At 66.9% G+C, this 11,861-nt stretch carries 10 protein-coding genes and 1 tRNA gene; 7 read left to right on the forward strand and 4 right to left on the reverse strand.

What is annotated here, in order from left to right; translation table 11 throughout:
* Positions 1–40 precede the first annotated feature (40 nt).
* The 4 genes from M9945_RS17380 to M9945_RS17395 all read left to right on the forward strand — a co-directional run bounded on the left by M9945_RS17380 (position 41) and on the right by M9945_RS17395 (position 3,610).
* The gene (locus M9945_RS17380) at positions 41–1,027 is read left to right on the forward strand and encodes an RluA family pseudouridine synthase (protein ID WP_367945570.1); all 987 of its coding nucleotides are present in this window, start codon (positions 41–43) and stop codon (positions 1,025–1,027) included.
* Complete coding sequence (locus tag M9945_RS17385; protein ID WP_367945571.1) at positions 1,024–1,980, forward strand: DMT family transporter; 957 nt, start codon at positions 1,024–1,026, stop codon at positions 1,978–1,980. Before M9945_RS17380 ends, M9945_RS17385 begins: the two co-directional genes overlap by 4 nt.
* On the forward strand, positions 1,973–2,764 hold the full coding sequence (locus tag M9945_RS17390; RefSeq protein WP_367945572.1) for an ATP12 family chaperone protein: 792 nt from the start codon (positions 1,973–1,975) through the stop codon (positions 2,762–2,764). The genes M9945_RS17385 and M9945_RS17390 overlap by 8 nt, the downstream gene beginning before the upstream one ends.
* Positions 2,765–3,241: 477 nt before the next feature.
* Positions 3,242–3,610 (forward strand): hypothetical protein, encoded by a 369-nt coding sequence (locus tag M9945_RS17395; RefSeq protein ID WP_367931205.1) that lies wholly within the window; start codon positions 3,242–3,244, stop codon positions 3,608–3,610.
* Positions 3,611–3,754: 144 nt separating this feature from the next.
* Here the strand turns inward: M9945_RS17395 and M9945_RS17400 are convergent, their stop codons facing one another.
* On the reverse strand, positions 3,755–4,480 hold the full coding sequence (locus M9945_RS17400) for an SIMPL domain-containing protein (protein ID WP_367931204.1): 726 nt from the start codon (positions 4,478–4,480) through the stop codon (positions 3,755–3,757).
* Between the two features lie 120 nt (positions 4,481–4,600).
* Between M9945_RS17400 and M9945_RS17405 the strand changes: the two genes are divergently transcribed.
* Positions 4,601–4,676, forward strand: a tRNA-Ile gene (locus tag M9945_RS17405).
* Positions 4,677–4,811: 135 nt separating this feature from the next.
* Here M9945_RS17405 and M9945_RS17410 read toward each other — a convergent pair.
* Positions 4,812–5,822 (reverse strand): hypothetical protein, encoded by a 1,011-nt coding sequence (locus M9945_RS17410; RefSeq protein ID WP_367945573.1) that lies wholly within the window; start codon positions 5,820–5,822, stop codon positions 4,812–4,814.
* Between the two features lie 173 nt (positions 5,823–5,995).
* On the opposite strand from M9945_RS17410, the gene M9945_RS17415 reads away from it, so the two are divergent.
* A complete protein-coding gene (locus M9945_RS17415; protein ID WP_367945574.1) occupies positions 5,996–6,517 on the forward strand; it encodes a hypothetical protein in 522 nt (173 codons plus the stop codon).
* Positions 6,518–6,722: 205 nt separating this feature from the next.
* On the forward strand, positions 6,723–7,724 hold the full coding sequence (locus M9945_RS17420) for a GSCFA domain-containing protein (protein ID WP_367945575.1): 1,002 nt from the start codon (positions 6,723–6,725) through the stop codon (positions 7,722–7,724).
* Positions 7,725–7,880: 156 nt separating this feature from the next.
* On the opposite strand, the gene alaS is transcribed toward M9945_RS17420, so the two are convergent.
* A complete protein-coding gene (gene alaS, locus M9945_RS17425; RefSeq protein ID WP_367945609.1) occupies positions 7,881–10,538 on the reverse strand; it encodes an alanine--tRNA ligase in 2,658 nt (885 codons plus the stop codon).
* Positions 10,539–10,693: 155 nt separating this feature from the next.
* Positions 10,694–11,698, reverse strand: a complete 1,005-nt coding sequence (locus tag M9945_RS17430) for an esterase/lipase family protein (protein WP_367945576.1) — start codon at positions 11,696–11,698, stop codon at positions 10,694–10,696.
* Between the last annotated feature and the right edge of the window lie 163 nt (positions 11,699–11,861).

Below are 11,861 nucleotides of genomic sequence, written 5' to 3' on the forward strand. Positions count from 1 at the left end.
TGCTATCTGGCCGGCACGAAGAGACGTGAGTAACGGACCCATGGCAGGCGTGGAACAGATACCGGTCGAGGCCGGCGAGGCGGGCATGCGGCTCGACCGCTGGTTCAAGGCGCACTATCCGGGCCTCGGCTTCGCCCAGCTCCAGAAGCTGCTGCGTTCGGGGCAGGTGCGGGTGAATGGCGGCCGCGTCAAGGCCGACACGCGGGTCGAGCCGGGGCAGGTGGTGCGCGTGCCGCCGCTCGGCGTCGACCGCAAGGGCGAGGGGCCGGTGACGGCGCGCACCATGCGCGGCGAGGCCGACGCCGAGGTGCTGGCGAAGATGCTGATCCACGAGGACCCGGCCGTCTACGTCTTCGACAAGCCGGCCGGCCTTGCGGTGCAGGGCGGCTCGGGCGTCGCGCGCCATGTCGACGGCATGCTGGAGGCATGGCGCAACCGCAAGGGCGAGAAGCCGCGCCTCGTCCACCGCCTCGACCGCGACACGTCGGGCGTGCTGGTGGTGGCGCGCTCGCGGCTGGCGGCGATGAAGCTCGCCGAGGCGTTCCGCGGCCGCGATGCCAAGAAGACCTACTGGGCGCTGGTCAAGGGCGTGCCGAAGAAGCGCGAGGACCGCATTTCGAGCTGGCTGGTCAAGGAGCAGACCCGCGACGGCGACCGGATGCGCATCGCCCGCCATGGCGAGGAGGGGGCCGATCACGCCGTTTCGCACTACCGCATCGTCGACCAGGCGGGGCAGGCGCTCTCGTGGCTGGAGATGGAGCCCTATACCGGGCGAACCCACCAGTTGCGCGTCCATGCCGCGCATATCGGCTGCCCGATCATCGGCGATCCGAAATATTTCGAGGCCGACACCAACTGGGAGTTTCCCGGCGGCATCCAGAACCGGCTGCACCTGCATGCGCGGCGCATCGTCATTCCCCATCCCGATGGCGGGGTCATCGACGTGACGGCGCCGCTGCCGCCGCATATGCGCCAGAGCTGGAACCTGCTCGGCTTCGACGACGCCACCGCCGGGGGCGAGGAATGAGCGCGGTGCCGGCGGGCGCGGAGGATCGCGACATCGGCAAGCCGGCGATGGACGGCCTCGCGGTCACGCTCATGCTGCTGCTGACCCTGTCGTGGGGGCTGAACCAGGTCGCGATCAAGGTGTCGAATGCCGGCTTCAACCCGATGTTCGGCGTGCTCGTGCGCGCGGCGGGCGGCGGGCTTCTGGTCTTCCTGTGGTGCCGCTGGCGCGGCATCGCCCTGTTCGCGCGCGACGGCACGCTGTGGCCGGGGCTGGCGGCAGGGGCGCTGTTCGGCTTCGAATTCGTCCTGATCTTCGCCGGCCTCGAGTTCACCAGCGCCGCGCGCAGCGCGCTGATGGTCAACACCATGCCGTTCTGGATGCTGCTCGGCGGGCATTTCCTGCTCGGCGAGAGGATCACGGCGCGGAAGCTGGCGGGCCTCGTGCTGGCCTTTGCCGGCGTCGTGCTGATCTTCTCCGACGATCTGAGCATACCCGGCCCCAAGGCCATATGGGGCGATCTCCTGTGCCTGCTCGCCGGCGTCTTGTGGGCGGCGACGGTTCTCCTCGTCAAGGCCTCGCGGCTGTCGAGCACCAGTCCGGAAAAGACGCTGCTTTACCAGCTCTCGGTCTCGGCGCTCATCTCCCTGCCGCTGATCCCGCTCTACGGGCCGCTGCTGCGCGAGGTGACGACGCTGGCGACGGCGTCGCTGGTGTTCCAGACCGTGTTCGTGGTCGCGTTCACCTATGTGCTGTGGTTCTGGCTGGTGCGCCGCTATCCGGCTTCCGGGCTTTCCAGCTTCACCTTCCTGTCGCCGGCTTTCGGCGTCATTCTGGCCGGGGTGCTGCTGGACGAGCCGCTGACGTTGCGCATCTTCGCTGCGCTCGGACTGATCGCGGCCGGGCTCGTCCTCGTCAACCGGGCCGGCCGGGCCGGCGGCACGGCGTTGCCGGGAAGGAGAAACGATGCGTGATCTTCTGAACGATCTGGAATCCGGAAGCCATCTTTCCGATCCCGACCCGATACGCCGGGCGCAGAACCAGATGCGGCAGAATTTGCCGAAGCGCTTTTATAAAGCCGTGAAACATACTGAAATTCAAGAAGGATTTTCTGTTCTTCTTGACGGAAAATCCGTGCGGACTCCGGGCAGGGCGCCGCTCGTCCTGCCGTCCCGGGAAGCGGCGGCGCTGGTGGCCGGCGAGTTCGACGCCCAGCGCGACGTGATCGACCCGGTCTCGATGCCGGTGCTGCGGCTGGTCAACAGCGCCATAGACGGCGTGGCGCCGGACCCCGAGGCGGTGATCGAGGACGTCGTGCGCTTCTCGGGCTCTGACCTCATCTGCTACCGCGCCGGCGAGCCGGCCGGGCTTGTGGCACGTCAGGCACAGGCGTGGGATCCGGTTCTCGACTGGGCGTGCGCCGCGCTCAGCGCGCGGTTCATCCTCGCCGAGGGCGTCGTCCATGTCGAGCAGCCGCGGGAGTCCGTCGCCGCGGTCCGGCGCTGGCTGGACGACCGGCGCGATCCGTTCCGGCTGGCCGCGATCCATGTGATGACGACGCTGACCGGCTCGGCCTTGCTGGCGCTCGCGGTCGAGGCCGGCGCGCTCGATCCGGCCGAGGCCTGGGCCGCGGCCCATGTCGACGAAAGCTGGAATGCCGAGCACTGGGGCGACGATGCCGAGGCCGTCGCGCGACAGGCCGCACGCCGGCGCGACTTCGACGCCGCCGTGGCGCTGGCGCAAGCGATGGCGGATTGATCGTCCGTCATACGGCGTGCGCCGTGGCGCTGACGAGACGGAACTGGCCGGCAGCGCTCGCGACTGTCGCTGCCGTTCCGGGCGTTGCCCAGCGTCGTTATCGATGTATGGCAGGGTTCACGAACGACACCGCCGTTTGGCGCGCTGCTTGGGGTGACGGGCTCGGAACACGCAGGGATTTGCCGGCACGATGCCGCTTTTGCGCGGAAATCACGTATACGTAAGTTCCATAATATATCTTATGCGACTTTTGTTCACCCAGCTCGGTGGCCTGTACTCCCGCAATGCGCTGCATCGAGCGTCTTGCGGAGAGCGTCGTGCAAGGCCCCTTCCATAGTCCGGTTCCCGTCCAGCGCCCAATCCTTGCGGATGAATGCGATATGAACGGATGGTTCCGGCACGGTTCATGGCGGTGCGGATAGGTTGGCATCAATCGCAGACAGCGAGCCATCTCATCTTCGCCCAAAGGAGCGCGCCATGTTCAAGTTTCTCAGAACCGCCACGCTTGCCGCCATCGTCGGCCTGGGTGCCGTCGCCGCCATGCCCGCATCGGCCGAGGCCGCCGGCGGGTCGATCTATCTCGGCTTCGGTTCCGGACACGGTCCGAGCGCCGGCTTCCGTTTTGACGATCGCGGTCGTCATCACTATCGCGGCCCGGGCCGCTACCACCATGTCCGTGAATGTTCGCCGCGCGACGCCGTCAGGAAGGCATCGCGGATGGGCGTGCGCAACGCCCGCGTGATCGACGTCAGCCGCCGCACCATCAAGGTCGCCGGTCGCGGCTATGGCCCTCGCCCGGCAATCCTCGTCTTCGGCAAGGCGCCGTCCTGCCCCGTCCTGCGCTGATCGCCCGGCGCTTTCTTCTGACCTCCCCTGACTGTGCCGGCAGGAAACTGCCGGCACTTTTTTTGTCCGAGGCGCGGCCTGAACCATACGCCGTTTTCATCGCCGGCGCCCGGAGAAACGCCTGTTCCTCCGGGCTGCCGGCCTCTACTGCTTCAGCTCGAAGGTCGCGTTGATCTGGATGCGATAGACGTTCTCGCCGGCCTCGACCGGCACGGCGTCGGCGGCCGCCTCCATCCGGTAGGCACGGCCCGACGCGACGATCGGCATCGGCGGCTGCATGAAGGACTGCTCGGTGATCTCGATGATCGGGCCGAGGCCGACCCCGGCCGCCTCCGCGAGGGTTTTCGCGCGCGCCACGGCATCCTCGACCGCGCGGCGGCGGGCCTCGGTGCGGGCGGCGGACGGGTCGTCATTGGTGAAGGTGATGCTGCCGCCCTGGTTGACGCCCAGCGTCACCGCCCGGTCGATCACCTCCCCGACCTTGGCGATGTCGCGCACGCGCGCGGTCAGCGTGTTCGTCGCCTGATAGGCGACGATCCGCGGCTGCTCCTCGCCGCTGCCGCCTTGCGGATAGACGTAGCGCGGATTGATCTGAAGGCCGCTGGTCTGGAGGTCGCGGGCCTCGATGCCGGCTTCCTTCATCGCCGCGATGACGTCGGCTGTCGCCTTGTTGCTCTGGTCGAGCGCCTCGCGCGCCGTCGCCGCCTCGCGCAGCACCGAAAGGGTGACGATGGCGAGGTCGGGCGCCACCGACGCCTCCCCCTCGCCCACGACGGCGATGCGCGGCACCGGATTGCGCAACTCCTGCGCCTGGGCGGCGCTCGGAAGGACCATCGCGGCGGCGATGAGCGGCAGGTATCGGCGGTTCATGGTGGTCTCACTCCGGTTGACTGTTCGCTTGCGCGTAAGAGCGGATTGTGGGGGCAATGCGGCGGCGCTCCCGTTTGCGCCCTTGTCTGGCGCCGGAAAACCAACTAGGTCAGCCCGGTGGGGCCTGTAGCTCAATGGTTAGAGCCGGCGGCTCATAACCGCTTGGTTGGGGGTTCGAGTCCCTCCGGGCCCACCATCTTTTCGCTCACGCCGAACTTGCTTCGCTCGCCGGCTCCGTGGGGCGGGCGAAAGCCCGGGCCGCGGTCGCGGACTTGTTCGGGTTCGTGGGTCCCCTACTCGCCTCCTCCAGATACCGGGGGGACAAAGAGGCCTACCGAAAATCCCGGGTCAGCATCTGGGAGGCGGCCGAGGCGTAGGATCTGTTCGCCCCCCTTATCTCCCTTGCCGCGCGTATGCCGTCCTTGTGGAAGCCGGCCAGCCTGTCGCGAAGATCGACGAGCTGGGAGGTGTCCAGGAACAGGCGCACGGCGGTTCCCCGCAGGTCGGATGGAACGTCCAGCTTGCGCTTTCCCTCCAGCCAAAGGCCCGCATCGCCGCTGCAGATGAAGAAGCAGCCCCCGGCCCGGCATATCCGGTTGGTCATGTACAGCCCGTAACCCGTGTTCCTCCACGGATCGCTTCCCTTCCCGGCCCGGATGTTCCCCGACACGCCCGGCATGAGGGCGGCATGGAGGCTCTCCCTGTCGGTCTCGAACTGAAAGCTGGGGTTCTTCGCCAGGCCGGCCCTGATGCCGATCCCCGCATCGACGATGCCGACTTCGACCTCATGCCGGCTGGGCCAGTGCTGCGCGCAGATGAACAGCTCTTCCGCATCGCTGTGCTCGAAAACGTTCCTGAGAATTTCGCGGATCGAGTATGTCAGCGTGTCGTGGAGGATGCCGGTTTCCGTTTGCGTGAGGATGCTCGACAGGGACGCGGCCTTTTTCTCGATCGTGACCCCGATTTCGACATAGGCCTTCGACGCCTGCTCGACGAGCTCGGATCGTCTGATGGACTGGATCGGGACATGGGTGGGACTGCCCAAGGCTTCGCCTGGTGCATTTCCATGGTCGAGCCCGAATGTTTTGAAGAAGCCCATATGCGCGGCATAGCCGTGGTTCTCGAAGTTTCTCGCATAGAACTCCGCCTGCGGATGGCGCTCGCGAAACCGGCGCAGATGCATCGCCAGCAGCACCATGGAAAATGGCGGAAACCACCTCTGGTGGCCGAAGTCGAATACAAACCCGCCTGCCGGCCCGAGCGCATGCAGGTCGCATCCGAACTTCGACACCGAGGCCGGCGTCAATTTCTGCGGCAGTTGAACGACCCTGCTGCTCGTCATTGAAATCCTCAACCGTTCCTGGGTGTAGAACCGATTGCGAAGCTTGCGTCAATGTGACCTGGCGAAGCTGACAGGAGCCCGAAAGATCGAGCATTGGCGTTGCCGGCGCGGCCAGCCGGCCTATGTTGGTAAGGGCGGCCCCGGCCGCTTTCGAACAGACAGAAGGAGGCAGCATGTCCATCAGCCGCAGACAGGAAGATCGCGCTCTCGACAAGGCGGAACAGGAACTCGTCGCGAAGACCCATCATCCCGCCTTGCAGGATCTGGCCGACAAGGAGCTTTCGAGCCTGACCAGGCTGGTGCGCGAGCGCCGCGACAAGGCCCGCGGCGAAGTGCAGCGGCGCAAACGCGAGATTCGCGGCAAGGCGGCGCCCAAGGGGGCGGAAGCCGCGACATCGGCGGCCGGCAACAAGATCAAGCTCGAGGTGCTGGCGACCGCGGTGCGCCGCCTGAACGCGGAGCGTTCGCGCCGCGCGCGCATGGCGTCGCAGGTCAAGCAGGCGGAGCTTTCGCGCCGTGCCCTGAAGCTCAAGCAGGCATCGCAGGACGAGGACACGCCGGCGAACACGCGCCATGCCCATCAGGGCATGCGCAAGGTCGCCTCGACACGCCGGGACAGCCTTATCCGGCCGATGGAACGGGGCCGCCTGCGCAAGGCCGCGGCCGTCGCCCAGGCGAAGCAGGACAACCGCTGAGACGGCGGCTTCCTGCCTTCCGGTAGCCGCTTCCCGGCATCGCTGAAAGTCGAGAACTCGACGGTCGCCTGGGCCCTCGGCGCACGCGTCGATGTCACCAAGCGCACGTTCAAGACGATCGACCATTTTTCGGGTCGGCGGCCATTTGCAGCCCCTATGGTCGAGGCGGTATGAATTACGGAGCGAATCCCGAGACGAGGCGGTCATGAAATTGATCCGCGACATTCAAAAGATGTTCGGTATGGGCGAAACGCGGCCGCGGTCTCGAGCGAAGAAGGAAAAGCGGGTACGCCGGTGGGAGGCTATCGAAGTCGCCGATCAAGGCAGGCGGGTTCATGGAAGCTGGTATCGCGGGGAGCATACCAACTATCACCCTGATCGAGCCGCCATCATGCGCGGTGACGCGGTCGACAGATATGTCGGTCTTGGATGGTTCCCGCCCTCACCCTTTATTACACGGAATCAGTATATCACCGCCTTCGGAAGCTGCTTCGCGAGCAACGTTACCAAGTTTCTTCACAAGGAAGGATATAAGGTTTTTGGTCGCGATTTGGGACTGGATGCTCACATCATCCGGCAGGGCGACGGCATTGTAAATACAGCGGCGCTCTTGCAGCAATTTCGATGGGCGTTCGAAGATTGGACGCCGCCAGTCAACCTTTGGCATGATAAATCCGGCGATGTACAAAATGCGTCCGATCGCATGCGTGATGACACCCGAGACATCTTCCGCTCAACTGACGTTTTCATCTTCACGCTCGGGCTGTCGGAGGTATGGTACGATAAACCGAGCGACGAGATATTCTGGCGTGCCATTCCGACTTCGGAGTTCGATCCGGATCGGCACGGATTCAAGCTTTTGAGTGTCGAGGAGAATCGGCGGAACCTCCGTAGCGTCAGGGAGATCATCCGCGCGCATCGACCGATGGCCGAGATCATAATCACGCTGTCTCCGGTTCCCCTTGCTGCGACCTTCCGCCCGGTCTCATGCATCACGGCTAATGCCATCTCCAAGGCATCCCTTCGTGTCGCCATCGATGATCTCATGAGAGAGTTTTCAGAAGATAAGCGGCTTCATTATTTCCCTTCTTATGAAATGGTGACAAGCTTTCTTCCTGATCCATGGAAGGATGACCTAAGGCATCCGAGTCAGGATGCTGTTGATATGATTATGCAGATTTTCAAGCGCCGCTATTTGGTCGTGTAATCTCAACCGACGGCGGCCGGCGCTCGATATGGCGATGCGCATGGTCGCGGAGCAGGACGGGAAGCGGGTTTCTTGCGAAACGAAGCTGCCGGAGGCGCGATAAGGAGCCGCCTCTGCGAGCGAAGCGAGCCGCGCATGGCGGCTCCGCTGTTCTTGTCAGCCGAGGGCCGATCTGACCGCCGCGATCGCTTCGGCCGCGTGCGCGCCGTCGGGGCCGCCGGCCTGCGCCATGTCGGGCCGGCCGCCGCCGCCCTGCCCGCCGATGGCCGCCGAGGCCAGACGCACCAGATCGACGGCCGAGAAGCGGGCGGTGAGATCGTCGGTGACGCCGACGACGACGCTGGCCTTGCCGTCTTCGGCGGTGCCGACGAAGACCACGACGCCGGAGCCGAGCGATGTCTTGCCGGCGTCGGCAAGCGATTTCAGCTCCTTGGGCGGTATGCCGGCGACGACCTTGCCGAGGAAGCCGACGCCGTTCACGCTCTCGCCTGCCGCCGCGCCGTCCTCGCTGGCAGCGGCCGCGCCGCCGAGCGCCAGCTTGCGGCGCGCCTCTGCGAGCTCGCGCTCCAGCCTGCGGCGCTCTTCCAGCACCGCTTCCAGGCGGGTGACGGCTTCGGCTGGCGAGACCTTGAGCGCCGACGCCACCGCCTTCAGCCGCCGTTCCTGCTCGTCGAGGTGTTCGAGCGCGGCTTCCCCGGTCAGGGCCTCGATGCGGCGCACGCCGGCGGCGACCGCGCCTTCGGAGACGACGCGGACGAGGCCGATGTCGCCGGTGGCGCCGACATGGGTGCCGCCGCACAGCTCGACGGAATACGGCCTGCCGGCCTTGTCGCCGTGCAGCGCGGTTCCCATCCGCACGACGCGGACCTCGTCGCCGTACTTCTCGCCGAACAGCGCCATGGCGCCCTCGGCGATGGCGTCGTCGACCGCCATCAGGCGCGTCGTGACCTTCTCGTTCTGGCGGACGACCTCGTTGGCGAGGCGCTCGATCCGCTCCAGCTCCTCGGCGGCGATGGGCTTGGGATGGGAAAAGTCGAAGCGGAGCCGGTCCGGCGCGACGAGCGAGCCCTTCTGCGCCACATGCGTGCCGAGCACCTCGCGCAGCGCCTCATGGACGAGGTGGGTCGCGGAATGGTTGGCGCGGATCATCGCCCGGCGCCGGCTATCGACCTTGAGTTCGACCGGCGCGCCGACCGCGACCCGGCCGGAGACGACCTTGCCGAGATGGACGAAGACGCCGTCGCCCTTCTTCTGGGTATCGGTGACCGCGATCTCGAAGCCCTCGCCGCGGATCGAGCCGGTATCGCCGACCTGGCCGCCGGATTCGCCATAGAACGGCGTCTGGTTGACGACGACGGCGACACTGTCGCCGGCTTCGGCCGAGGCGATCTCGCTGCCGTTGCCGACGAGGGCGGTGACGACGCCTTCGGCCGCCTCGGTCTCATAGCCGAGGAACTCGGTCGGCCCGACGCGGTCGCGCACGGCGAACCAGACCGTCTCGGTCGCCGCCTCGCCGGAGCCGGCCCAGTTGGCGCGCGCCTCGGCCTTCTGGCGCTCCATCGCCGCGGTGAAGCCGTCGGTGTCGACCGAGATGCCGCGCTGGCGCAGCGCATCCTGCGTCAGGTCGAGCGGGAAGCCGTAGGTGTCGTGCAGCGTGAACGCGACGGTGCCGTCGAGCGGCGCGCCCTCTGGCACCTCGGCGAGCGCGGCATCGAGGATCGTGAGGCCGCTTCGCAGCGTCCGGCGGAACTGCTCCTCCTCGCGTCCGAGGACGGCCTGCACGGTGTCGGCGCTGGCCACGAGCTGCGGGTACGCCTCCCCCATCAGCCCCACGACGTGCTCGGACAGCCGGGGGGTGATCGGCTTCTCGACGCCCAGCAGGTAGGCGAAGCGGATGGCGCGTCGGATGATGCGCCGCAGCACGTAGCCGCGGTCCTCGTTGGACGGGACGACGCCATCGGTGACGAGGAAGGTCATCGTGCGGGCGTGGTCGGCGAGGAGCTTGAGGGCAACGTCGGACTCCGACGCGGTCCCGAGGCGCACGCCGGTGGCCTGCTCGGCCGCCGCCACCAGCGACCGCAGCTCGTCGGTCTGGAACACGTCGGGCGAACCGATGGTGACGCCGAGGATGCGCTCGAGGCCGGCCCCGGTGTCGATGTTGCGAGTCTCGAGGGGCTTGAGGCTGCCGTCGCCGAGGCGGAAGTACTGCTGGAAGACCAGGTTCCAGTACTCGACGTAGCGGTTCTCCGCGGCGGGGTTCGCCGGGCCGCCGTCGGGGCCGTGCTCGGCGCCGAAGTCCCAGAAGAGCTCGGACGACGGGCCGCACGGCCCCGTGTCGCCCATCTCCCAGAAGTTGTCCTTGCCGAGGCGCTGGATGCGCTCGGCGGGGAACCCGACCTCGTCCACCCACAGCTCGGCGGCCTCGTCGTCGTCGACGTGGCAGGTGACCCAGATCCGGTCGGCGTCGAGGCCGAGGACCTCGGTCGAGAACTCCCACGCCCAGCGGATCGCGTCGGCCTTGAAGTAGTCGCCGAAGCTGAAGTTGCCGAGCATCTCGAAGAACGAGAGGTGGCGCGGCGAGCGACCGATCGCGTCGAGGTCGTTGTGCTTGCCGCCGGCACGCACGCACGTCTGGATGGAGCTGGCCCGCGGCGGCCGGTACGGGACCGGCTCCTCACCGATGAAGTACGGGACGAAGGGCATCATCCCCGAGTTGGTGAACATCGGGGCCGAGGGGTGCAGCGGGATCAGCCCGGCCGACGGGACGTCGGTGTGCTGGCGGGCCGTCCAGAAGTCGGTCCACGCTCGCCGCAGCTCCTGTGCTTGCACGTGCTCGCCCCCTCTCGTGGTGCGCGGGCCGGCTCGTGGTTCGGGCCTGGCCCCGGTCGGTCCACCCTACTGGCCGCCCGTCGCGTGCCACGACGCCGATCCCACGCTCCTCAGGGCCGTGGAGGCACCGCTCGTCCGAGTCAGCCGATGAGCTGCGTGTTGCCGGTGATGGGCGCCTGCGGGTAGCAGAAGATGGCCCGCTGATCGCTGGGATCGAGCTTGTTGAGCACGATCTGGGCGACGTTGAGGGAGTACGGCAGGCTCACGTGCTCGGACTGGTCCACGGCGCACACGTTCTGGATCGTGATGTTGTCGACCGTGGCGCCGGAGCCGGCGGTGATCTTGCCCTGGGTGTAGGGGGTCACGACCTCGTCGTTCTTCGTGATGATGTTCGTGTACCGCATGCCCGGGATGGTCTCGCCGTTGCCGTTCACCTGCTGGTAGAAGGGCGCCTGCGGGGCCGGGCTCTGATCGGCCTGCTGGACGGCGGCCGGCATCTTCACCAGGTCGAGCACGTCCATCGCGAAGCCGAACAGGTTCAGCACCTTCCCCAGCTCGGTGATGCCCGACAGCGTCGTCGGGTGGTTCGACGGCGCCAGTGCGATGACCTGGTTGACCTTCGCCGTGCCGCCGATCTTGTTGGCGTAGTAGCGGATGATGGCCCCGCCCTGCGAGTGCCCGATCAGGTCGACCTTCTTGGCCTTGGTCTGGGCGAGGACCTTGTCGACGAAGGGCCCGATCTCCTTGGCGCTGGCGATCATGTCGCCGGTGCCGTTCAGGAACCCGATGCCGGTGGTGTTGCCGTAGTTGAGGGCGTAGATGCAGTAGCCCTTGTCCTTGAGGATCGGGGAGAGCCCGTTCCAGTTGTCGTAGGCGTTCTCCCACGTGCCGTGGACCAGCACCACGGGGTTCGGGTGCTTCGTGGAGGGCTTGCACGACCAGTCGTTCGCGCCGGCGGGGCTCTTCGTCGGGTTGAGCATGGCCGTGGCGAACGCGGCGGGGAACGAGTTGTCGCCGCCGATCGAGCCGTACTTGAGCGAGTGCGGGAAGGGGTTGACCCACGCCGCCTGCGCAGGCGACGAGAGTCCGAACATCAGCACCGCGACCGCGGCGCACGCCACGGCCAGTCGAGTGAGCAGTCGCATCAGGTGGAGTCCCTCCGTCTCAGCGCCGAACGGCGCACCTCACCCCTGTGAGGTCCGTCACACCATGGCGCGAAGTTACCGACGGGTAACCGATCTTCGAGATCCGGTTCGCCTGGTGTCGAGGCCGGGCCCGACGACCACCGCGGAAGAGGCGTCAGGCGGC

It is taken from the genome of Aquamicrobium sp. (assembly GCF_023954335.1).
In the GTDB taxonomy this organism is placed as follows: domain Bacteria; phylum Pseudomonadota; class Alphaproteobacteria; order Rhizobiales; family Rhizobiaceae; genus Aerobium.

What these genes read in the sequence shown, in the direction of transcription:
- M9945_RS17380 (WP_367945570.1), top strand. Translation starts at nt 41, where the DNA reads ATGGCAGGCGTGGAACAGATACCGGTCGAGGCCGGCGAGGCGGGCATG.
- M9945_RS17385 (WP_367945571.1), top strand. Translation starts at nt 1,024, where the DNA reads ATGAGCGCGGTGCCGGCGGGCGCGGAGGATCGCGACATCGGCAAGCCG.
- M9945_RS17390 (WP_367945572.1), top strand. Translation starts at nt 1,973, where the DNA reads ATGCGTGATCTTCTGAACGATCTGGAATCCGGAAGCCATCTTTCCGAT.
- M9945_RS17395 (WP_367931205.1), top strand. Translation starts at nt 3,242, where the DNA reads ATGTTCAAGTTTCTCAGAACCGCCACGCTTGCCGCCATCGTCGGCCTG.
- M9945_RS17400 (WP_367931204.1), bottom strand. Translation starts at nt 4,480, where the DNA reads ATGAACCGCCGATACCTGCCGCTCATCGCCGCCGCGATGGTCCTTCCG.
- M9945_RS17410 (WP_367945573.1), bottom strand. Translation starts at nt 5,822, where the DNA reads ATGACGAGCAGCAGGGTCGTTCAACTGCCGCAGAAATTGACGCCGGCC.
- M9945_RS17415 (WP_367945574.1), top strand. Translation starts at nt 5,996, where the DNA reads ATGTCCATCAGCCGCAGACAGGAAGATCGCGCTCTCGACAAGGCGGAA.
- M9945_RS17420 (WP_367945575.1), top strand. Translation starts at nt 6,723, where the DNA reads ATGAAATTGATCCGCGACATTCAAAAGATGTTCGGTATGGGCGAAACG.
- M9945_RS17430 (WP_367945576.1), bottom strand. Translation starts at nt 11,698, where the DNA reads ATGCGACTGCTCACTCGACTGGCCGTGGCGTGCGCCGCGGTCGCGGTG.